This window comes from Streptomyces sp. NPDC050806, assembly GCF_055586425.1.
In genome coordinates this window covers 390,822-409,814 of record NZ_JBVJIF010000006.1, presented here as the reverse complement: position 1 = coordinate 409,814, position 18,993 = coordinate 390,822, and the positions used below count along the sequence as shown (strand labels likewise).

The following is an 18,993-nucleotide window of genomic DNA, read 5'->3' as shown; positions in this document are numbered from 1 at the left end:
CTTTTTGCCGGCCGCGGCCGGGCCTCGGTAGGGCCGCGGCCGGCCTCACCCGGCCTCGTCCGGCGCATTTCTGACGCTCCGGGGACGGCGCGCCGGGCCACAGGTCACCGGTCACGCATTTGGCGGTGCTTAGAATCGGAACGTCCGGCCCGTTTATCTGCACGGTTTCCGAGACAGTGGTGCAGCCGTTTTCGAGGAGGCCGGAGAATGCCGGAGAAAGAGACCTCGGCATTGCGTGCCGACGCGCGACGCAATCGGGCTCTCGTGTTGCAGGCGGCCCGAACTGCGTTTGAGGAACGCGGGTTGAACGTTCCGCTTGGAGAGATCGCTCGGCGCGCGGGGGTGGGGGCCGGCACCGTTTACCGTCATTTCCCTTCGAAAGACGCGCTGTTCAAGGCGACGGTCGCGGACCGGCTGCGGCTGTTCACCGACAGCGCACGGGACTTGGCCGATGTGCCGGACCCGGGCGAGGTGTTTTTTCGCTTCATTTCCTCGGTGGTCAGGCTGGCCGCGCAGAACAAGGCGATGAGCGCCGCGCTGGAAGGTGCGGAAGTGATCCGTGCGCGCCCGGTGGAGCCGGGGCTGGAGCGGGAATTCTGGGCGGCGTTGGAGGTTTTGCTGCACAGGGCGCAGCGGGCCGGTGCGGTGCGCCAGGATGTGGTTCTGGCCGATGTCCGGGTGCTGTTGACCGGCTGCATGGCCATGGAAGTACGCCGGTCGAGTGAAGGCCGTGCAGCGACGGGGGAAAACGGGGTCGGTACGGATTATCCCCTGGGTGCGGAGCCTGAGGACGCTGTCGTGGGGCGTATGACGGCGCTGATGTGCGACGCGCTGCGCGCCGGGCGAGACGTAACGAAACTACCGTTCGAAGCGGCCGACTGTAACGAAACTCTGTGCGAAGAATGCGGCGTACCTGTACCTTCGGCGCATACCGGCCGGCCCGCCCGCTACTGCGGTGGGGCCTGCCGGCAGAAGGCGCACCGGGCCCGGTCAAGGGTGCGTTCGGGTGACATCGCCGGTTCTTCCGGCCCTGTCGACGACGGTATGGACGTCGAGGGCGGTATGGGCGCCGAGGGTGATGTGGACGCCGAGGGAAGTGTGGGCGCCCACAGCGTGGACGCCGACGGCACTGCGGAGGGCGTTGACGGTTCTGCGCAGCCCTCTCAGGCCCAGGGCGCCGCGGCTATGGAAGTCCCACAGACCCCGTAGGCCTCACAGGCCCCGTAAGCCCATGGGCCTCATAGGCCCCGCAGCCCCGCAGCCCCATAGCCCCATAGCCCCGTAGGCCCGTAGGCCCGTAGGGGACACGGAGTGCTCACCACAGCTGTTGCACCAGGCCCCCAGGTCACAGCTGGCGTTTGAAGCCCAGGTGGGAGGCCTCGAAGCCGATGCGCTCGTAGAAGCGGTGTGCGTCGACGCGGGTCGCGTCGGAGGTCAGCTGGATCAACTGCACGCCGAGCGCGCGGGATTCCTCCACGGCCCAGTCCATGAGCCGGGTGCCCAGGCCGCTCCCCCGCTCGTCGGAGTGGATGCGCACACCCTCGACGATCGAGCGGGTGGCGCCGCGCCGGGAGAGGCCGGGGATGACGGTGAGCTGAAGGGTGCCCACGATGCGGCCGTCGTGTTCGGCGACCACCAGGTGCTGGTTCGGGTCGTCGGCCAGCCGCTTGTACGCCGTGCGGTACGGAGTCGGGTCGTCGGGCGACTCACGGGTGGCGCCCAGCGGGTCGTCGGCCAGCAGCGCCACGATGGCGGGGATATCCGCCTCGGTCGCCCGGCGGATCTTGAAATCGCTCATGCGCGCGACGATATGCCGTGTGCGGCCCGTGTCCCAGGGGTCCGGCGCGTAGCGCGCACCACTCTTGATCAGTCGGCCCGGGCCGCCCGGCCGAGCGGCACGCGCCTCCGCGGATCAGGCTTCGGCCGGCCGGCGCCGCCCGTGCGGCCGTGCCTTCCGCAGCGGATCAGGCCTCGGCCGGTACCGCTCCCGTGGCCATGCCCTCCACCGCGGCCACCAGCGGGGCCAGCTCCGGCCGGCGGGCGGCTTCCTGCAGCGCCTCGGCCAGCGCGGCGTCGTGCGTCGGACGGGCCTGCTCCAGCAGCCGGTGGCCCTGCTCCGTGACATTGGTGTAGATGCCACGACGGTCGTCGGGGCACAGGTAGCGCGACAGCAGTCCACGCTCCTCAAGCCGGGTGACCAGGCGCGTTGTCGCGCTCTGGCTGAGGACGACGGCGTCGGCGACCTGGTGCATGCGCAGATGGCCGCCCACCCCGTCGTGCTGCTCGCTCAGCACGTTCAGCACGGAGTACTCGCGCACGCTCAGGTCGTGCCCGTCCTGCAGGGCGCGCTCGATGTGCGACTCGATCCGGCCGTGCAGGGCGGAGAGCGCGCACCACCCCTGGGCGAGGCCGGGCGCGCGGACCGTCTGCTGGCACTGCGTCATGAGAACCCTCCTTTGGGTCGTACCTCTCAGGGTAGGTCACCCGCGAAATAGCCAGCGCTTGCAAGTAACCCGCGCCTGCAATTATTGTGAACGCATCCAACCTTCCCCTGCAACGTTTTGAAGGGCCCAGTCATGCCTCTCGCACTACTGGCGCTGGCAATCGGCGCCTTCGGAATCGGCACCACCGAGTTCGTGATCATGGGGTTGCTGCCGGAGGTCGCCGCTGACTTCGGCGTCTCCATCCCCACCGCCGGCTTCCTGACCACCGGCTATGCGCTCGGTGTCGTGGTCGGCGCCCCGCTCCTGGCCATCCTCGGCGCCCGCGTCTCGCGCAAGCGGATGCTCATGCTGCTGATGGGGCTGTTCGTCGCGGGCAACCTCGTCTCGGCCGTCGCACCCGTCTTCGGCGTGATGCTCGCCGGCCGGGTGATCGCCTCGCTCGCGCACGGCGCGTTCTTCGGCATCGGCTCGATCGTGGCCGCGGGCCTGGTCGCGCCGCACAAGAAGGCCGGTGCGATCGCGATGATGTTCACCGGTCTGACCGTCGCCAACGTCGTCGGCGTCCCGGCCGGCACCTTCATCGGCCAGAGCATCGGCTGGCGCGCGACGTTCTTCATCGTGGCCGCGCTCGGCGTCCTCGGGCTGCTGGGCATCGCCGCCCTGGTACCGGCCGACCGGCGCGAGCCCGCCCGCGAGGGGCACTCCGGCACGAACCTCCGGCGCGAGCTGGCCGCCTTCCGCAATCCGCAGGTGCTGCTGGCCATGGCCATGACCGTGCTGGGCTTCGGCGGCGTGTTCGCCGCGATCACCTACATCGCGCCGATGATGACCGAGGCCGCCGGGTACGCCGACTCCTCCGTCACCTGGCTGCTCGTCCTCTTCGGCGTCGGGATGGTGATCGGCAACCTGATCGGCGGGAAGTTCGCCGACCGCGCGCTGATGCCGATGCTGTACGTGGCGCTCACGGCGCTGGCCGTCGTGCTGGGTACCTTCACGTTCACCGCGTACGACAAGGTCGCCGCGGCGGTCGCCATCCCGCTGATCGGCGCATTCGGGTTCGCGACCGTGCCGCCGCTGCAGAAGCGGGTGCTGGACCAGACCGCTGACGCGCCCACGCTGGCCTCCGCCGTCAACATCGGTGCCTTCAACCTCGGCAACGCGATCGCCGCCTGGCTCGGCGGGATGGTCATCTCGGCCGGCTTCGGCGTCACGGCCCCGAACTGGGTCGGCGCGCTGCTCGCGGCGTCCGCGCTGGTCCTGGCCTTCTGGTCGGCCGCGCTGGAGCGCCGGGACCGGGGCGCCGGCCGGACGCACGGCGGGGCGGCCGATGCCGGAACCGACCGGCTCGTCGCGGGCACGGCGTCGGCGAAGCACTCGGCGGTGGAGCACTCGGCGGCGCGACGGGCGGCCGAGCAGGCCACCGCGCAGGACGCCCTGGCAGGCGGCCTGGCGCAGGGCAGCCCGGCGGAGACCACGCGGGCGTAACGGCGGCGGCACAAGAGCCGCGGGCCCCGGCTGCGAGTGCTACGGCCCCGCAAAACATCACTCAGCGCGACCCCACACCGCACAACCCCACACGGCACGACTCCACACCCCACGACTCCACACCCCACACCCCCAAGGGAGCACCACCCCGTGAGCACCCCCGAGACCATCACCGCCGTTCGCCCGCTGACCACCGGTGACGCGGACGCCCTCGTCGAGGCCGCGCGGCGGGCCGCCGACGGTGAAGGCGTACGCGGCAGCGTCACCGTCCTGGACGCGGGCGGCCATCTGCTCGCCTTCCGGCGGGACGACGACGCCGTCCTGATCTCCGGCGAGACCAGCACCCGCAAGGCGTACACCGCGCTGCAGCTGGACGCGCCGACCGCGGACCTGGTCGACCTGGTACGCCCCGACGGCCTCTTCCACTCGCTGCCGACCGCGCTCGACCGGCCGCTGCTGTTCATCGCGGGCGGCGTACCGCTGCACCGCGACGGCCGGCTGATCGGTGCGATCGGCTTCGGCGGCGGCGCGCCCGAGCAGGACCACCGGATCGCGACCGCCGCCCGTGAGGCCGCCGGCCTGGAGTGATCACTCCCCTGTGGCGATCACCTCCCTGCGGTGATCACTGCCTTGCGGTGATCACCCCACGGCCGCCCGGCCCGCCCGGCCAGCCCTCTCCGGCCGCCGCCCGCGCTCTCCGCGCAGGCGGCGGCCGCGTGCTGTCGGCCCCCAGGGCTTCAGCACTGAGACGGCGGTCAGGAAGACGTACAGCGTCAGCGCGACGGCCGGCGCCGCGACGAGGTCGACCTCCGGCGGCACCGGGCGGCCCGCCGTCACCGCGGCCGCCGCACTGTTGACCTGCGTACGCAGCGCGAACACGGTCGCGGCGACCGCGCCCAGGGTCAGCCAGAACTTGGTGACCACCCACCGGTGCCGGGCCAGCCCCCACGGCGTACCGAGCGACAGGACGAGGCCGGTCACGAGGGTGAGCAGCGCGAGCGGGACGATCAGCCAGTCGACGAAGACCTTCATCGAGCGGTAGGCGGCTCCGGCGAGGCCCACGGCAGCGCTGGACGCACCCGCACCACTGGTCGTACCCGTACTGCCGGACGCACCGTCCCCCGCGGCCGCCGCCGCGATGCCGAGCGCCAGGAGGCCGAGCGTGAGCCCGAGCCACGCGACGGAGACGACGACGTGGACGACGAGAGTGGCCCGCCGTGCGGGTCGGCTGAGCTGCTGCATGCCCCCACCGTCCCGCCCGCCGGCCGGCAGCGCGTCTGACGGCGGGAGTATCCCTCCGTACGCGCGGACGAGTACGCGGTACCCGACCGACCCGACCGACCCGACCGACCCGACCGACCCGACCGACCCGACCGACCCGACCGACCCGACCGACCCCACCGACCTCACCGCCCCGACCCGACCGACCCGCCCCGGCTGCGAATGCAGGCCACGGCCTACCCTCGCCCCCATGGCCAAGCTGCACCTTTTTGACCTGGACGGGACGCTGCTCTACCGATCGGCCGCCGCCGTGGAGATCGCCCGGCAGCTCGGGCTGGAGCGGGAGACCGGCGAGCTGGAGCGCGCGTTCGCGGCCGGCGAGCTGACGCCGCCGCGCTTCGCCCAGCTGGCCTGTGACCTGTGGACCGAGCTCACACACGCCGATGTCGCGGCCGCGTTCGAGGCGGCGCCCTGGCTGGCCGGTATCCGTGAGGTGTGGGCGGACATCCGCGCGCGCGGCGAGCGCTGCGCGGTGATCTCTTTGTCGCCGTCGTTCTTCGTGGAACGGCTGCTGGACTGGGGCGCGGACGCCGCGCACGGCTCGCGGTGGCCGGCGGTGCCGTTCCGGGAGCGGGTGGATCCGGCGGGCATCCTCTCCGCCGGGGCGAAGGTACGGATCGCCGACGAGCTCTGCGCGTCGTTCGGGCTGAGCCGGGCCGACTGCGTGGCGTACGGGGATTCCCGGTCCGACACGGAACTGTTCGCGGCCGTTCCGGCGTCCGTGGCGGTGAACGCCGACCACCACGTCAGCGAGCTCGCGACCTTCGCGTACGGCGGCCGGGACCTCCGGGAGGCGTACGCGCTGACGCTCGGGAGCGCCGCATAGGGCATGGAGGGCCGCGCCATCGGCCGCTTCACCGTACGCTCACCAGCGCTTCACCGGGGCGTCGGTGGGGTGCGGGGAAACGGGGCTTGTGGATTCGACCGCTGCCGGTATGGTCGAATCCGGATTCAGTGGACGGACGCGTCGTGGGAGGCCCGACGGACGTCCGGAGCCCGCCAGCCTAGCGGCAACGGCCTTGCGGCCACCCGGACTTCGGGCTGCCCGCTCCGGCGTGCGGGTGCGGGCTGACAGGCTGCGAAGGCGTGCGGAGACGGGAACTGCGTTGGATGTCACATCAGTCGGAGGTGCCCCGCTTTCTTGGGTATTGCCCGGCTAGCGGTTTCCGATCAAGAATGCGAAGACGTTCCCCGACCGTTCGAGGCGAGGCAGACCATGGACGCTCCGACCACCGCGTCGGCCGGTAACGGCGCCGACGGCGACAGTGGCGCATGGAGTTGGTTCACCCCCTCTCCCGCCAAGTCACCGGAGATGCCCCAGGAATCACCGGAGAGGCCCGCGGAATCACCGGAGAGGCCCGCGGAATCACCGCAGAGGCCCGCGGAGTCCCCGGAGGGGCATGATCCGGAGCCGGCGCCGGCTCCGGCCGACGGTCGCGCGCCCGCTCACACGGGCGGCGCTCACGGAACGGCCACCCTGCCGCCCCGCCGCGCGGTCCCGTCGGCGGCCGGCCCCGCGCCCGAGTCCGCCCTGGAGGCGTCGCTCCGCACGCCGCATCCCGCCGCGCCCGAGGCGTCCGCCGACGCGCTGCTCATCCGGCGCACGATGGCGGAGATCGAACCGGTGGCGGACCAGGTCACCTCGTACTTCTACGCACTGCTCTTCGTCCGGTACCCCGAGCTGCGGCAGCTCTTCCCGGTCTCCATGGACGAGCAGCGCGACCGGCTCTTCAAGGCGCTGCTGACCGCTGCCCAGCGGGTCGACGACGACGCTTCGCTCACCGAGTTCCTGGCGCACCTCGGCCGTGGCCACCGCAAGTACGGCACGCAGCCCGAGCACTATCCGGCGGTCGGCGAGTGCCTGCTCGGCGCCCTCGCCCGGCACGCGACGTTCAGCTGGGACGACCAGGCCGAGGCAGCCTGGATCCGCGCGTACACCAAGATCTCGCAGACCATGATCGATGCCGCCGCCGAGGACGAGGCCACCGCGCCCGCCTGGTGGGACGCCGAGGTGGTCGCGCACGAGCTGCGCACCTCCGACATCGCGGTCGTGACCGTGCGTCCCGACCAGCCGTACCCGTTCCTCGCCGGTCAGTACACCAGCGTGGAGACGCCGTGGTGGCCACGGGTGTGGCGGCACTACTCCTTCGCGGCGGCGCCGCGCTCGGACGGGCTGCTCTCCTTCCACGTCAAGGCGGTACCGGCGGGCTGGGTCTCCGGCGCGCTGGTGCACCGGGCGCGGCCCGGCGACGTCATCCGGCTCGGTCCTCCAGGCGGTTCGATGACCGTCGACCACACCACCGACAACGGGCTGCTGTGCCTGGGTGGCGGCACGGGCATCGCCCCCATCAAGGCGCTGGTCGAGGATGTCGCCGAGCACGGCCGCCGGCGTCCGATGGAGGTCTTCTACGGCGCGCGCAGCGACCACGACCTCTACGACATCGACACCATGCTGCGGCTGGAGCACGCCCACCCATGGCTGTCCGTACGCCCGGTGATCTCCAGCGGGCCGACGGGCGGCACGCTGCGCAGCATCAGCGGTCAACTTCCGGACGCGGTAAGGGAGTACGGGCCGTGGGGTGAGTACGACGCGTACCTGTCGGGGCCGCCCGGCATGATCCGCAACGGTGTGGACGCGCTGGTCGGCGTCGGCGTCCCGTCGGACCGCATCCGGCACGACGCCCTGGAAGAGCTCGTCGCGGCGGGGGAGTAGTTCTTGAGCACCGAAGACAGCAGCCGCTGGGGGTACCCGGCGGAGTACGGCGGCTGGGATCCCGCTGCCGGCCACCCGGACCGGCAGCCGGACGAGCGCCCGGGAGGCCATGCAGGCCACCACCCGGGTGGCCATGCCGGCGCGTACCCGAGCGGGCCCACCGGCGGGTACCCGGACGAGCAGCTTCCCCAATACCCGGCCGAGCCCAATCCCCGGTACCCGGACGAGCTCCTTCTCCGAGATTCGGGCGACTCCGTTCGCCGGTACCCGGAGGAGCCGCCCGCCGGCCGGTACCTGGACGATCCGGTCGGCCGGTATCTGGAGGAGGGCCTGCCCGCAGGTCACCACCCCGCAGGGCAACATCCCACCGGTCACCACCCCGCCGGTCATCGCCCCGCCGGTCACCGGAATGCCTCGCCCGGCGGTTCGTCAGGCGCTCGCCAGGGTGAGGACCCGGCCGACCCGGCCCGGTACGCGCACGACGAGCGGCCCGGCAGCGACGGCGAGCACGTCGTGCAGCGGGAGATGGGGACGACCGGCCGCGCCGACCGCTTCTACCGCGACCAGGTGCTGGATCACCTCAACGCCCGCATGCAGGAGTTCGTCGGCCGCCAGGAGATGTTCTTCCTGGCCACCGCCGACCGGCACGGCGAGTGCGACTCGACCTTCCGGGCCGGACCGCCCGGCTTCGTCCGGGTGCTGGACGAGCGCACGCTGATCTACCCCGAGTACCGCGGCAACGGCGTCATGGCCTCCCTCGGCAACATCTCCGAGAACCCGCGGCTGGGCATCCTCTTCGTCGATTTCCTGCGGGACCGGATCGGCCTGCACGTCAACGGACGGGCGTGGGTCGTCCCGGACGAGGAGATGCGGGTGCGCCACCCCGACCTGCCGGTCGACCCGGTGCCCGGGCGGCGCGCCCAGCTGTGGGTGGCGGTCGAGGTGGAGGAGGCGTACATCCACTGCGCCAAGCACATTCCGCACCTGCAGAAGGTGCCCCGGCAGGAGCGCGGCGAGCGTGACTGGGGGACGGACGACGTCAAGCGCAAGGGCGGCGACTTCTTCGGCTCGGCGGCCGAGGCGGCGGACCGGGCGCCGTTCCGGCGGCGCGAGAACCCGCCTGCTCCGCAGTCGCCGTCGACTCCCGCACCCCAGCCCGAGCCTGCCCGTGCTGCCTCCCGCTCATCCTTCCAGGAGGAGGCCGAACGGGTCCTCGCGCTCGTGCAGCAGCGGGCAGCGGCCGACTCGCAGGAGTTCCGCGGCTGGTTCGGCTGATTCGGCCCCTCGGCCGGACCGGCAACCCGATGTTTCACGTGAAACACGTGAAACGGCGAAAGCGTGCGATCACAGAGAACGCGGAGGTTTCACGGGTTCTGCATGTATCGCGGATAACGCATGTTTCACGTGAAACATGTGGACCTCAGCCCAGGTCGGGTGCGTGCAGCGCCCGGACGCCTTCGATGTTGCCGTCGAGGTAGTGGCGCAGCGAGAGCGGTACTACCTCGACGGACGCGATCCCGACGCGGGTGAACGGCACCCGCACGATCTCGTACTCGCCGCACGGCTCCTCCACCTCGGGGCCGTGCCGCCGGCTCAGGTCCATGGAGTCGAGCCGGCAGACGAAGAAGTGCTGCACCTTCACGCCGTCCACGCCACCGTCCGTGACGTGCTCGACCGTGTCGACGAACACCGGGACCACGTCCTTGACCTTGGCGCCCAGCTCTTCGTCCACCTCCCGGTGGAGGGCGTCGATGACGGTGGCGTCCTCGGGCTCCACACCGCCGCCCGGCGTGATCCAGTACGGGGCCCGTCCCGGCTTGGTGCGCTTGATCAGAATGAGGTCGTCACCGTCGAGCAGGATCGCGCGGGCGGTGCGTTTGACGACTGGCCGTACGGTCATAGGGGACAGATGCCGCTTTCGACGGCTGGTGAAACCCGCGACTTGCGGGACGCGTGACTTCCGGACCGCTCGCGCCGGAGCAGCGCAGAAGCCGCGCCGGTCGCTGTCGGAATGCGCTCCTCCGCCCGTTCACCACGCCGCTGCGGCCCGCAGCAGCCATTCATGGGCCCGGGCGATGTGCGGCAGGGCGAGAGTTCCGGTGCGGACGACGAGGAAGTACGTGCGTAAGGGCGGTACCGGCGGGTCCAGCAGGGAGACGACCTCGCCGCGTTCCAGCGCCGGCGCGGCGAGGTAGCGGGGTACGACGGCGATCCCGGCGCCGGCCGCCGCACAGGCCAGGACCGCGCGCAGGTCGCCGGCTATGACGGCGGCGGGGGTGGTCGGCCGGGCGTCGAAGACGGCGGACCAGTAGCGGGTGACGAGGGGCAGGGTCTCGTGGACCTCGACCACGGGGACGGGGTCGAGCGCCTTGGGGCCGCGGTCCTGGAGGACGGTTGGGTCGCCGAGCCGGGCCGCCCAGCGGGGCGCGCCGACCAGGACGTGTTCCTCGTCGCACAGCGGTGTCGCGGTGAGCAGGCCACCGCGTGGCCGGGTGGTGGTCACGGCGAGGTCGTGGTGGCCGGCGGCGAGCCCGTTGAGCAGTTCCTCGGCCGAGCCGAAGGAGGTGCGTACGGCGAGCCCGCGGTCGATGAGGGGAGCCAGGGCCGGGAGGGCACGTTCGGCGGCGAATTCCGGGGGCCCGGCCAGGTGGAGTGTGCGGGTGACGGATTCCTCGTCGAGGCCGGCCTCGGTGATCTCGGTGAGCGCGTCGAGATGCGGGGCGACCTTGTGGGCGAGTTCGTCGCCGACGGTGGTGGGGGTGACCCCGCGCGGCCTGCGCAGGAAGAGCGGGCGGCCGAGCTGGCGCTCCAAGGACCGTATCTGGCTGGTCACCGCGGGCTGGGAGAGGCCGAGGAGGGCGGCGGCGCGAGTGAAGGAGCCGGCCCGGTGCACGGTGACAAAGGTGCGCAACAGCGCCAGATCCATCCATTCCCCCTTCGCCTGGGAGGCCTGCTCGAGGGCCAACTATAAATTTGTCGATAGGGCTGTGTCGCTAGCGTGATTGGACACTGACGCTGAGTCAACTAGCCTTGATTGTGCGGTTCGTTGCACGTTGAACCGACGGCGGTCCGAGCCAAGAGGGGGGAGGCTCGGACCGTCTGCTGTGCGTACGGCGGGATCCGCCCGGCGTGGCTGCCCGGCATGCCGCCGGGCCCGGGCCGAGTACCCGTGTGCCGCCGGGGTCAATCAGCCCCGGGACGCCCGGTCCAGCGCCCGGAGCACGTCGGCGACCAGGTCGTCGGGGTCCTCGACGCCGACGGAGAAGCGGATGAAGCCGTCCGGTACGGCGTCGCCGCCCCAGCGCCCGCGGCGTTCCGCCGTGGACCGTACGCCGCCGAAGCTCGTCGCGTCGTCCACCAGGGTCAGTTCGGCCAGAAAGCGTTCCGCGTGTGCCTTGTCCGGCAGCACGAAGGAGACGACGCAACCGAAGCGCCCGGGCCGCATCTGGGCCACGGCGCCCTTGTGCGAGGGGTCGGTGGGCAGGCCGGGGTGGCGCAGCCCGGTGACCTCGGGGCGCTCACCCAGCGCCTCGGCGAGCGCGAGCGCGCCGGCCGCCTGCCGCTCCACGCGCAGCGCGAGCGTGGCCAGTGACCGGTGCGCGAGCCAGGCCTCCATCGGCCCGGGGATCGCGCCGACGGTCTTCCGCCACTGCCGTACGGCGTCGGCGAGGGCCTGGTCGCGCGTGGTGACGTAGCCCAGCAGGACATCGCCGTGGCCGGTCAGCGCCTTCGTACCGCTCGCGACGGAGAAGTCGGCGCCGAGGTCGAGCGGCCGCTGGCCGAGCGGCGTGGCGAGGGTGTTGTCGACGGCGACGAGAATGCCCCGGTCGTGCGCCGCCTCGGCGAGCCGGCGGATGTCGCAGACGTCCAGGCCGGGGTTGGACGGCGTCTCGATCCACAGCAGCTTGGCGCCCTCCAGGACGTCGAGCTGCGCGTCACCGGCGGTGGGGGCCGTACGTACCACCACGCCGTAGCTCTCAAGGCGCTCCCGCACGGCGGGCATGAGCTGGTAGCAGTCGTTCGGCAGCACGACGACGTCGCCGGTGCGGACCTGGGAGAAGAGAACGGCGGAGATCGCGGCCATCCCGGACGCGAAGACCGCGGTGTGGGCCGGCTCTCCGGGCGACTCCAGCTCGGTGATGGCCTCTTCGAGGAGGTTCCAGGTCGGGTTGGACTCGCGGCCGTAGGTGTACGGCCCGGTCGCGTCGCCCGGCAGGTGGTAGTGGGCCGCGAAGACCGGTCCGGGGAGGGTCGGCCGGTACGCCTCGGCCTCGGGGAGGCCGGCCCGTACGGCCCGGGTGCTGTCGCCTGTCATGCGCTCGTCTCCGCCTTCTCGTCGTGCGTGTCCCGCCCGGCCAGTTCCGCGCGGACCACCGTGAGCAGATCCTCGCTCGCGGCCTCCACCATGGCCAGACAGTCCTCGAAGCTTGACATGCCGCCGTAGTACGGGTCGGGAACGTCCGGATCCAGGACGGACGTGGCGTACGCCGCGGAATCCGGGGCGGTACAGGCGCGCAGCAGCCGGACCTTGGCCGCTTCCGTCTCCGTGGGAGCCATGCCGCGCAGGTCGGCGAGGTGCCCGGAGTCCAGCGCGATGATCAGGTCCAGCCGCTCGAACCACTCCGGACGGAACTGCCGGGCGCTGTGGTCCGCCGCGTACCCGGCCTCCCGCAGGACGGCCAGGGTGCGCGGATCGGCGTCGTCGCCTTCGTGCCGGCCGCCGGTGCCGGCGCTGGAAGGGCGCTGCCTGCGGGGCGGGCGCGCGGCCCCGGTCAGTCCTCGTCGGGCAGGATCACGTGCAGCGCCCAGGAAACGATCGAGACGATGAAGCCGCCCAGGACCGCGGTCCAGAAGCCCTCGACGTGGAAGGCGAGGTCGAGCTTCCTGGCGAGCCAGGACGTCAGCAACAGCATCAAAGCGTTGATCACGAGCGTGATCAGGCCCAGTGTGAGGATGAAGAGCGGGAACGAGAGCAGCTTCACCACGGGCTTCACGATGACGTTGACCACGCCGAAGATCAGCGCCACCAGGATCAGCGTCCACACCTTGGTGCCGGTGCTGGACCCGGTCAGCGTGATGTCGCTGAGCAGCCAGATGGCCACCGCGAGTGCCGCGGCGTTGGCGATCGTCTTGACCAGAAAATTTCTCATGGTGGGATCGTCGCAGACACGACGGAATGAGTGAGGGGTGCGCGGGTGATGAAGGCGTTCAGGCTGGAGGAGCTGGAGGCGGAACGGGCCGCGAACGACGGCGCCTACCTGCAGTTCCTGCGGGAACGCAATATGTCGGCCGGGCTCTACGCGCTGGACGCCGGCAGCAGTGATCCGCAGTCGCCGCACGCCCAGGACGAGGTCTACCTCGTGGTGAGCGGGCGCGCGTCGATCACGGTGGGGGTGGAGACGACGCAGGTCGCGCGGGGCAGCGTGGTGTACGTACCGGCGGGGGTGCCGCACAAGTTCCACCACATCACCGAGGACCTGCGGGTCATGGTGATCTTCTCGCCGCCGGAGGGCTGAGGCCGCGGGGGCCCGCCTCCCCCTGTGAGCCGAGGCGCGCCCTCCGTATCCCGTAGGGGAAGGTTCAGGGGACGGCCGGGGACTGCGAGCCCCCATGTGTCCGACGGCCGCCCTAGCATCGAGGGTGCAGGGGAGAGATCGGACAGGTGCCGGGCGGACCGGGCGACGACGAAGAAAGCGGGGCAGAGCAATGGCCGTGAAGGAGATATTCGCGGGACTTCCGTGGTGGGTGAAGTGGGTCGCGGTGCCCGTCATCCTGGTGGTCGTCTTCGGCGGGCTGATCGGCAGCGTGGTGGGTTTCCTCATCGGTCTGCTCTTCAAGATCCTGCTGGCCGTGGTGCTGATCGCCGGAGTCGTCTACCTGGTGCGCCGATTCACCGGTTCGTCCTCCTCGTCGCGCGGCGAGTGGTGAGTTCCGTACGCGGCGGGCGATGAGTGCCGCCGCGCCGAAACGCCGGGCGTCCCGTTCCCTCTCCGGGGGAACGGGACGCCTTTTCTTTGTCCCTGCGAACAGATGTCCGGGGCGCTCGCGCCGGGCGGGCTTCCGGATCGGTCAAGAAATGCGCCGCCTGAGGTAATTCGCAAGCTAATCGACCTGCCGCCCGCGGGCTCGCGTTAGAGTGCGGACGCGGGGCATCTTCCGGATGCCGGCGTTACGGAATGTCCGGCTGTTGCCGGGCGGAACGTACGGGCTTCCGGGGAGCGCACGCGGCACGGGCGCGGGGCCCGGGCCCGGGGTCCCGGCTCCGGCGACCTGTCCTGGGGGTTGGTCTTGGTGATCGCGAACGACGCATCCACGACTCCCCCGACCCTGATCGGCTCCGTGCAGCGGGCGCTCCGGCTGCTGGAGGCGGTGGCCGCGCATCCACGCGGCGCGCCGGCCAAGCAGCTGGCCCGAGAGACCGGTTATCCCCTGCCGACCACGTACCACCTGCTGCGCACGCTGACCCACGAGGGCTATCTCCAGCGGGAGAACGGGGTGTTCGTCCTCGGGGAGGCGGCCGAGCTGATCAGCAGGGCCGGGGCCCGCCGCCGGCGGCACACCCGGATCTCCGACGCGCTCTCGGACATGGGCCGGGAAGTGGGGGCCGCGGTCTACTTCGCGGTGTACCGCGCGGGCGAGGTGGAGGTCGTGGCGGTGAGCGACGATCCCGACCGGCCGCCGGTGGACGAGTGGGCGGACTTCCGTACGACCGCTCACGCGCACGCGATAGGCCAGTGCCTGCTCGCCCAACTCGACGAGGAGGCGCGGAAAGACCACTTGGCGCGCTATCAAGTCCAGTCGCTCACGCCGCATTCCGTGCGCAGCGAAGATCATCTGCTGCACCGTTTGGATACGGTGCGTAAGTCCCAACTCGCCGTCGAGCGAGAGGAATATGCCGTGGGCACCGTCTGTGCGGCAATTCCCATTCACGTCGGTTCGGCGGCGGCCACGGTGGCGATTTCCCTCCCCGCAGGTGAGGGCGATCGACTGCCGTCCGTAACCGAAAAGGTACAGAGGATGGCAGAGTCGACCCTTATGACGCTGGCCTTCTCTATCAGTATCTGAAAAATTACTCCTTGTGATCTGTCGGCAACTGGTCGACGATGGCGTCAATAGCGGTCGGCGGATCATTACCGGCCACTTCGATCAAGTAGTGCGGGGCAGTGGTTGATGAGCCAGACAGTTCAGGCAGAAGTGATGATGAGCTTCATCGTCTCCGAGGAGCTCGCCTTCCGGATCCCGGTGGAGCTGGATTTCGACAGCGCCGACCCCTACGCCGTGCGCTTCACGTTCGACCTCCCCGGCGACTCCCCGGTCACCTGGGCGTTCAGCCGGGAACTCCTCCTGGACGGCCTGAGCCGGCCGGCCGGCGAGGGAGACATCCACGTGGCGCCGGTCTCCGGCGCGCACCTCAGTGACGTCTTCGTCAGCCTTCAGGTGGGCGCCGAGCAGGCGCTCTTCCGCGTCGGCGCGGCACCGATCGTCGCCTTCCTGGACCGTACGGACCGGCTGGTGCCGCTCGGCCAGGAGCAGGTCTGCGGCACGCTCGACGCGGAGCTGGACCGGATCCTCGCGAACGCCCAACAAGCGGGCTGACCGCCGGTCCGGCCCGGTCAGCGCTTGCGGCGGCGGCCCCGGCCACCGCGCCTGCTGCCCGGCTGCCCGGGCCCCGGACCGGCTGCCCGGGCGGGCTCCGTCCGCCGCCCGACCGCACCGGCGCGGTCCGCCGAGACCACCAGCACCGCCAGCAGCGTCGTCAGCGGTACGGACGCGACGAGCCCGATGCTGCCCACCAGCGTGCGGACGATCTCCTCGGCCACCACCTCGCTGGTGGCGACCGTACCGACACTGCTCCGCGCGATCGAGAAGAGCAGCAGCAGCGGCAGGGCCGCGCCCGCGTACGCCAGCACCAGCGTGTTCACCACCGACGCGATGTGGTCCCGGCCGATGCGCATCGCCGCGCCGTAGATCCGCCGCCGGCTCGCCGTCGGGTCGGCGTCCCGCAGTTCCCACACGGCCGCGGTCTGGGTGACCGTCACATCGTCCAGCACGCCCAGTGACCCGATGATGATCCCGGCCAGCAGCAGACCGCGGATCTCGATGCCCGGGAAGAGGCTGTGCACGAGACCCGTCTGGTCGTCGGTGTTGCCCGTCAGCTGCGCCCAGCCGGTGAACACCGATCCCAGCAGGCCGATGAGCAGCAGCGACGCGAGCGTGCCGAGCACCGCGACCGATGTCCGGGCGGTCAGCCCGTGGCACAGATACAGCGCGATGAGCATGATCGCGCTGCCTCCGATCACCGCCACGAGCAAGGGATTCGACCCTTGCAGGATGGCGGGCAGGATGAACATCGTGAGCACCGCGAAGCTCGCCGCCAGCGCGACCAGCGCCAGGATCCCGCGCAGCCGGCCGACGACGACCACCGCCAGGGCGAACACCGCTGCCAGCACCCACATCGGGAACGAGCGGTCCACGTCGGTGACGGAGTACTGCAGGTTCCGCGGCGCCTTGGGCGCGTACGCCACCACGACGCCCTGGCCCTCGGTGTAGCGGCGGGAGGCGTCCGGAGTCACCACGGTCTTGAAGCGGTGCCCGGTGTCCTTGCCGCTGGTGACCTCGATGGTCGCCTGCTCGCAGCTCTGCGCCTGCTGCTGCCCACCGCCGGACGAGCCGGACGGCTGCTGTTGCTGTTGCATCTGTTGCTGCTGCTGGGCATTGACGTCCGCGCAGTCCACCTTCGTCAGGCGGACGACACGCGCGGTCTGGGTTTCCTGGTCGAAACCCACCCCGGACGGCTTGTGCGAGGGCGCGCCGCCGGGCCACAGGGCGATCAGCCCCACGCCCACTGCCAGGGCGAACGGGATCAGTACCGCGGCGATGACCTTGCGCAGATGCCGGGAAACGGGGGCCGTGGGGCCATGGCTGTGTCCATGGCTGTGGCCGTGTCCTTGCGGGGTGCCGGACGCAGGGGAATGGCCGTGCGGCTGGTGCTCGGGCTCGTTGGAGGTCACCGCCCGATCATCCAACAACTCACCGGGCCCCCTGTTCACCACGCGGCATCGGCCGCTACCGTGGTGGCACCTTTGCAATCGCGGGAGCTCGGAGCACCGGGCTGAGAGGGCGCTGATCTCCGTCCCAGCGAGGTTTCACGTGAAACCTCAGCAGACGGAAACCGCTGCGTCGACCGCCGAACCTGTTACCGGGTAATGCCGGCGTAGGGAGTGGGTCTTCATGACTCTGCAGGATGCACGCATGCCCTCCGAGCCCAACGAGCGGGCCGAGTCCGCGGGCGAGGCGACCGACGCTGCCGAGACGCAGCAGATCGGCTGGCACAAGGGCTACATCTCCGGTTCGCGCCCCGACCTGCGGGTGCCGGTCCGGAGGGTGCACCTCACCAATGGCGAGCACGTGACGCTTTACGACACGTCAGGGCCTTACACCGACCCTCAGATCGAAACCGACGTCCGCCGCGGCCTCGCGCCGCTGCGGGAGAATTGGATCATCGCCCGCGGCGACACCGAGGAGTACGCGGGCCGGCCGATGCGTCCGGAGGACGACGGCCTCAAGCACACCTCGCCGCGCGGCGGCCTGAAGAACCTCGAAGCGGTCTTCCCCGGCCGGCCCCGGCAGCCACGCCGGGCCCGGGACGGCGCCGTCTCGCAGCTTGCCTACGCGCAGCGCGGCGAGATCACCGCGGAGATGGAGTACGTCGCGGTCCGCGAGAACTGCACGCCCGAGTTCGTGCGGGACGAAATCGCGGCGGGCCGCGCGGTGTTGCCGGCCAACGTCAACCACCCGGAGATCGAGCCGATGATCATCGGCAAGAACTTCCTGGTGAAGGTCAACGCCAACATCGGCAACTCCGCGGTGACCTCCTCCATCGAGGAGGAGGTGGAGAAGATGACCTGGGCGACCCGCTGGGGCGCCGACACGGTCATGGACCTCTCCACCGGGCGCAACATCCACACCACCCGCGAGTGGGTGCTGCGCAACTCCCCCGTCCCGATCGGCACCGTCCCCCTCTACCAGGCCCTGGAGAAGGTCGACGGCAAGGCCGAGCACCTGACCTGGGAGATCTACAAGGACACCGTCATCGAGCAGGCCGAACAGGGCGTCGACTACATGACGGTCCATGCCGGCGTGCTGCTGCGGTACGTACCGCTCACCGCCCGCCGCAAGACCGGCATCGTCTCCCGCGGCGGTTCGATCATGGCGGCCTGGTGCCTGGCGCACCACAAGGAGTCGTTCCTCTACGAGAACTTCGAAGAGCTCTGCGACATCCTCGCGTCGTACGACGTGACGTTCTCCCTCGGAGACGGGCTGCGCCCCGGTTCCATCGCGGACGCCAACGACGAGGCGCAGTTCGCCGAGCTGAAGACGCTCGGCGAGCTGAACACGATCGCCAAGGCACATGGCGTACAGACCATGATCGAGGGCCCGGGACACGTCCCGATGCACAAGATCAAGGAGAACATCGACCTCCAGCAGGAGATCTGCGAGGAGGCGCCGTTCTACACGCTCGGCCCGCTGACCACCGACATCGCGCCCGCGTACGACCACATCACCTCCGGTATCGGCGCCGCGATGATCGCTTGGTGGGGCACGGCGATGCTCTGCTACGTCACGCCCAAGGAGCACCTGGGCCTGCCCGACCGGGACGACGTGAAGACCGGTGTCATCACGTACAAGATCGCGGCACACGCGGCCGACCTGGCGAAGGGCCACCCGGGCGCCCAGGAGTGGGACGACGCCCTCTCCGACGCGCGCTTCGAGTTCCGCTGGGAGGACCAGTTCAACCTGGCCCTCGATCCGGACACCGCCCGCGCGTTCCACGACGAGACGCTCCCCGCCGAGCCGGCCAAGACCGCGCACTTCTGCTCCATGTGCGGCCCGAAGTTCTGCTCGATGAAGATCTCCCAGGACATCCGCCGCGAACACGGCGGCGACCTGGCGATCGACCCGGAAGCGGGCATGGCCGAGAAGTCCAAGGAGTTCGCGGCAGCGGGAAACAGGGTGTATTTGCCGATCGCGGAGTGACCTGAGCGCGGCCACCGCGCACCGCCCGTCCGC

The 18,993-nt window shown here is 70.8% G+C and carries 19 protein-coding genes and 1 pseudogene; 11 read left to right on the top strand and 9 right to left on the bottom strand.

Features of this window, described 5'->3' with window-relative positions:
- Positions 1–207 precede the first annotated feature (207 nt).
- A complete protein-coding gene (locus ACZ6WH_RS21185; RefSeq protein ID WP_469729906.1) occupies positions 208–1,209 on the top strand; it encodes a TetR/AcrR family transcriptional regulator in 1,002 nt (333 codons plus the stop codon).
- Between the two features lie 136 nt (positions 1,210–1,345).
- Here the strand turns inward: ACZ6WH_RS21185 and ACZ6WH_RS21180 are convergent, their stop codons facing one another.
- Positions 1,346–1,798, bottom strand: a complete 453-nt coding sequence (locus tag ACZ6WH_RS21180; RefSeq protein WP_469729905.1) for a GNAT family N-acetyltransferase — start codon at positions 1,796–1,798, stop codon at positions 1,346–1,348.
- Between the two features lie 166 nt (positions 1,799–1,964).
- Entirely contained in the window at positions 1,965–2,444 is a 480-nt protein-coding gene (locus tag ACZ6WH_RS21175) for a MarR family winged helix-turn-helix transcriptional regulator (protein ID WP_361553269.1), read from the bottom strand.
- 132 nt (positions 2,445–2,576) lie between these two features.
- Between ACZ6WH_RS21175 and ACZ6WH_RS21170 the strand changes: the two genes are divergently transcribed.
- Together ACZ6WH_RS21170 and ACZ6WH_RS21165 are read left to right on the top strand one after the other, a co-directional pair.
- Entirely contained in the window at positions 2,577–3,929 is a 1,353-nt protein-coding gene (locus ACZ6WH_RS21170) for an MFS transporter (RefSeq protein WP_469729904.1), read from the top strand.
- 150 nt (positions 3,930–4,079) lie between these two features.
- A complete protein-coding gene (locus tag ACZ6WH_RS21165) occupies positions 4,080–4,517 on the top strand; it encodes a GlcG/HbpS family heme-binding protein (protein ID WP_469729903.1) in 438 nt (145 codons plus the stop codon).
- Between the two features lie 51 nt (positions 4,518–4,568).
- Here ACZ6WH_RS21165 and ACZ6WH_RS21160 read toward each other — a convergent pair whose 3' ends face one another.
- Positions 4,569–5,171 carry a DUF2269 domain-containing protein gene (locus tag ACZ6WH_RS21160; RefSeq protein WP_469729902.1) on the bottom strand — a complete coding sequence of 201 codons (603 nt, stop codon included), beginning with the start codon at positions 5,169–5,171 and terminating at the stop codon, positions 4,569–4,571.
- A gap of 229 nt (positions 5,172–5,400) precedes the next feature.
- Here ACZ6WH_RS21160 and ACZ6WH_RS21155 point away from each other — a divergent pair, with 229 nt between their 5' ends.
- The 3 genes from ACZ6WH_RS21155 to ACZ6WH_RS21145 all read left to right on the top strand — a co-directional run bounded on the left by ACZ6WH_RS21155 (position 5,401) and on the right by ACZ6WH_RS21145 (position 9,198).
- Positions 5,401–6,036, top strand: a complete 636-nt coding sequence (locus ACZ6WH_RS21155) for an HAD family hydrolase (RefSeq protein ID WP_432856928.1) — start codon at positions 5,401–5,403, stop codon at positions 6,034–6,036.
- Positions 6,037–6,426: 390 nt separating this feature from the next.
- Positions 6,427–7,923, top strand: a complete 1,497-nt coding sequence (locus tag ACZ6WH_RS21150) for a globin domain-containing protein (RefSeq protein ID WP_469729901.1) — start codon at positions 6,427–6,429, stop codon at positions 7,921–7,923.
- A gap of 525 nt (positions 7,924–8,448) precedes the next feature.
- Positions 8,449–9,198 carry a pyridoxamine 5'-phosphate oxidase family protein gene (locus ACZ6WH_RS21145; RefSeq protein ID WP_469730016.1) on the top strand — a complete coding sequence of 250 codons (750 nt, stop codon included), beginning with the start codon at positions 8,449–8,451 and terminating at the stop codon, positions 9,196–9,198.
- 145 nt (positions 9,199–9,343) lie between these two features.
- On the opposite strand, the gene ACZ6WH_RS21140 is transcribed toward ACZ6WH_RS21145, so the two are convergent.
- The 5 genes and pseudogenes from ACZ6WH_RS21140 to ACZ6WH_RS21120 all read right to left on the bottom strand — a co-directional run bounded on the left by ACZ6WH_RS21140 (position 9,344) and on the right by ACZ6WH_RS21120 (position 13,073).
- Positions 9,344–9,823: an NUDIX domain-containing protein gene (locus tag ACZ6WH_RS21140; protein WP_030615351.1), complete on the bottom strand. Its 480-nt coding sequence runs from the start codon at positions 9,821–9,823 to the stop codon at positions 9,344–9,346.
- A gap of 129 nt (positions 9,824–9,952) precedes the next feature.
- Positions 9,953–10,849 (bottom strand): LysR family transcriptional regulator, encoded by an 897-nt coding sequence (locus ACZ6WH_RS21135; RefSeq protein ID WP_469729900.1) that lies wholly within the window; start codon positions 10,847–10,849, stop codon positions 9,953–9,955.
- Positions 10,850–11,110: 261 nt separating this feature from the next.
- Positions 11,111–12,238, bottom strand: coding sequence for a cystathionine gamma-lyase (locus tag ACZ6WH_RS21130; protein ID WP_469729899.1), 1,128 nt, complete (start codon positions 12,236–12,238; stop codon positions 11,111–11,113).
- Positions 12,235–12,657, bottom strand: a pseudogene (locus ACZ6WH_RS21125) (arsenate reductase/protein-tyrosine-phosphatase family protein); the annotation flags it as partial. The gene ACZ6WH_RS21130 and the pseudogene ACZ6WH_RS21125, both read right to left, overlap by 4 nt.
- Before the next feature lie 38 nt (positions 12,658–12,695).
- Positions 12,696–13,073 carry a phage holin family protein gene (locus tag ACZ6WH_RS21120; RefSeq protein WP_469729898.1) on the bottom strand — a complete coding sequence of 126 codons (378 nt, stop codon included), beginning with the start codon at positions 13,071–13,073 and terminating at the stop codon, positions 12,696–12,698.
- A 48-nt stretch (positions 13,074–13,121) separates the two neighbouring features.
- Between ACZ6WH_RS21120 and ACZ6WH_RS21115 the strand changes: the two genes are divergently transcribed.
- The 4 genes from ACZ6WH_RS21115 to ACZ6WH_RS21100 all read left to right on the top strand — a co-directional run bounded on the left by ACZ6WH_RS21115 (position 13,122) and on the right by ACZ6WH_RS21100 (position 15,519).
- The gene (locus ACZ6WH_RS21115; RefSeq protein ID WP_361553237.1) at positions 13,122–13,439 is read left to right on the top strand and encodes a cupin domain-containing protein; all 318 of its coding nucleotides are present in this window, start codon (positions 13,122–13,124) and stop codon (positions 13,437–13,439) included.
- A gap of 190 nt (positions 13,440–13,629) precedes the next feature.
- On the top strand, positions 13,630–13,851 hold the full coding sequence (locus ACZ6WH_RS21110) for a DUF5326 family protein (protein ID WP_432856945.1): 222 nt from the start codon (positions 13,630–13,632) through the stop codon (positions 13,849–13,851).
- Between the two features lie 366 nt (positions 13,852–14,217).
- A complete protein-coding gene (locus ACZ6WH_RS21105; RefSeq protein WP_469730015.1) occupies positions 14,218–14,988 on the top strand; it encodes an IclR family transcriptional regulator in 771 nt (256 codons plus the stop codon).
- A gap of 105 nt (positions 14,989–15,093) precedes the next feature.
- A complete protein-coding gene (locus ACZ6WH_RS21100; RefSeq protein WP_469729897.1) occupies positions 15,094–15,519 on the top strand; it encodes an SsgA family sporulation/cell division regulator in 426 nt (141 codons plus the stop codon).
- Between the two features lie 17 nt (positions 15,520–15,536).
- Here ACZ6WH_RS21100 and ACZ6WH_RS21095 read toward each other — a convergent pair whose 3' ends face one another.
- Entirely contained in the window at positions 15,537–16,934 is a 1,398-nt protein-coding gene (locus ACZ6WH_RS21095) for a YibE/F family protein (protein WP_469729896.1), read from the bottom strand.
- 220 nt (positions 16,935–17,154) lie between these two features.
- Here ACZ6WH_RS21095 and thiC point away from each other — a divergent pair, with 220 nt between their 5' ends.
- Positions 17,155–18,960 carry a phosphomethylpyrimidine synthase ThiC gene (gene thiC / locus ACZ6WH_RS21090; protein ID WP_469729895.1) on the top strand — a complete coding sequence of 602 codons (1,806 nt, stop codon included), beginning with the start codon at positions 17,155–17,157 and terminating at the stop codon, positions 18,958–18,960.
- Positions 18,961–18,993: the final 33 nt, after the last annotated feature.

Excerpts from the sequence above, each read along its gene's own strand:
- ACZ6WH_RS21185 (WP_469729906.1), top strand. The coding sequence starts at position 208 with ATGCCGGAGAAAGAGACCTCGGCATTGCGTGCCGACGCGCGACGCAAT.
- ACZ6WH_RS21180 (WP_469729905.1), bottom strand. The coding sequence starts at position 1,798 with ATGAGCGATTTCAAGATCCGCCGGGCGACCGAGGCGGATATCCCCGCC.
- ACZ6WH_RS21175 (WP_361553269.1), bottom strand. The coding sequence starts at position 2,444 with ATGACGCAGTGCCAGCAGACGGTCCGCGCGCCCGGCCTCGCCCAGGGG.
- ACZ6WH_RS21170 (WP_469729904.1), top strand. The coding sequence starts at position 2,577 with ATGCCTCTCGCACTACTGGCGCTGGCAATCGGCGCCTTCGGAATCGGC.
- ACZ6WH_RS21160 (WP_469729902.1), bottom strand. The coding sequence starts at position 5,171 with ATGCAGCAGCTCAGCCGACCCGCACGGCGGGCCACTCTCGTCGTCCAC.
- ACZ6WH_RS21155 (WP_432856928.1), top strand. The coding sequence starts at position 5,401 with ATGGCCAAGCTGCACCTTTTTGACCTGGACGGGACGCTGCTCTACCGA.
- ACZ6WH_RS21150 (WP_469729901.1), top strand. The coding sequence starts at position 6,427 with ATGGACGCTCCGACCACCGCGTCGGCCGGTAACGGCGCCGACGGCGAC.
- ACZ6WH_RS21145 (WP_469730016.1), top strand. The coding sequence starts at position 8,449 with ATGGGGACGACCGGCCGCGCCGACCGCTTCTACCGCGACCAGGTGCTG.
- ACZ6WH_RS21140 (WP_030615351.1), bottom strand. The coding sequence starts at position 9,823 with ATGACCGTACGGCCAGTCGTCAAACGCACCGCCCGCGCGATCCTGCTC.
- ACZ6WH_RS21135 (WP_469729900.1), bottom strand. The coding sequence starts at position 10,849 with ATGGATCTGGCGCTGTTGCGCACCTTTGTCACCGTGCACCGGGCCGGC.
- ACZ6WH_RS21130 (WP_469729899.1), bottom strand. The coding sequence starts at position 12,238 with ATGACAGGCGACAGCACCCGGGCCGTACGGGCCGGCCTCCCCGAGGCC.
- ACZ6WH_RS21120 (WP_469729898.1), bottom strand. The coding sequence starts at position 13,073 with ATGAGAAATTTTCTGGTCAAGACGATCGCCAACGCCGCGGCACTCGCG.
- ACZ6WH_RS21115 (WP_361553237.1), top strand. The coding sequence starts at position 13,122 with ATGAAGGCGTTCAGGCTGGAGGAGCTGGAGGCGGAACGGGCCGCGAAC.
- ACZ6WH_RS21110 (WP_432856945.1), top strand. The coding sequence starts at position 13,630 with ATGGCCGTGAAGGAGATATTCGCGGGACTTCCGTGGTGGGTGAAGTGG.
- ACZ6WH_RS21100 (WP_469729897.1), top strand. The coding sequence starts at position 15,094 with ATGAGCCAGACAGTTCAGGCAGAAGTGATGATGAGCTTCATCGTCTCC.
- thiC (WP_469729895.1), top strand. The coding sequence starts at position 17,155 with ATGACTCTGCAGGATGCACGCATGCCCTCCGAGCCCAACGAGCGGGCC.